Origin of the sequence: Halomonas sp. 5021 (assembly GCF_036663435.1) — a bacterium.
Taxonomy (GTDB): Bacteria; Pseudomonadota; Gammaproteobacteria; order Pseudomonadales; family Halomonadaceae; genus Vreelandella; species Vreelandella janggokensis.
This window is the reverse complement of record NZ_JAXOVU010000040.1, coordinates 1-630: the sequence shown is the minus strand read 5'-3', so window position 1 is coordinate 630 and position 630 is coordinate 1. Positions and strand designations below refer to the sequence as shown.

Below are 630 nucleotides of genomic sequence, written 5' to 3'. Positions count from 1 at the left end.
GTCGTCTTCTACGGCCTCTAACCGGTTGATAAGGCGCTTGAGCTCTCTCACCTCAGTTGGTTCTGGCTGCCACGGTTTAGGGTTGCGTTCGATCCCATAGCGGGCGAGCATCATGCTGTCTTTACGGTCTGTCTTACTGCGAACGCCCATTCCCTTGGCGTGATGGCGCACCTGGGCAGGATTCAGTACGTACACGGTGACGCCCATGTCATGCAGCCAGTATGCTAAGGGTTCATGATAGATACTGGTGGCTTCCAGAAAGACATGCAGGTTGCTGATATCTTCGCCGGTCTGCCTGACAAGCCAGTCGAGCAAACCTGGGTAGTCCTGATGGCGGTTGGGGAATACTTTCGTTTTCACCTTGCTCTTACTCAGATCCCGCACCCACAGGCAATCAAGTTTCTGTTTGCTAACATCAATGCCGATATATGCCATCTCGTTGTCTCGCCTTGTTCGTACAGCCTCTTTCGTCGTGCGAAGGGCTTTGGATACCGTCCAAATTTACGAGATAAGAAACCAGAAAGGGCCCATCTACGAAGCAGGGTCAATGCCCATCAGGAGCCCAACGGGTTACCCTTCTGGCCAGAGAGAATGGTAGCTAATCATTCCCTCTTGAGAGACACAAGGAGC

1 protein-coding gene is annotated in these 630 nt (G+C 52.5%); it reads right to left on the bottom strand.

Translation table 11 applies throughout. The annotated features are described in order from the left end of the window. Positions 1-435 (bottom strand): IS110 family transposase (locus R3F64_RS19375; RefSeq protein WP_332613257.1); only part of this gene is annotated, 435 nt, incomplete at its 3' end. Between the last annotated feature and the right edge of the window lie 195 nt (positions 436-630).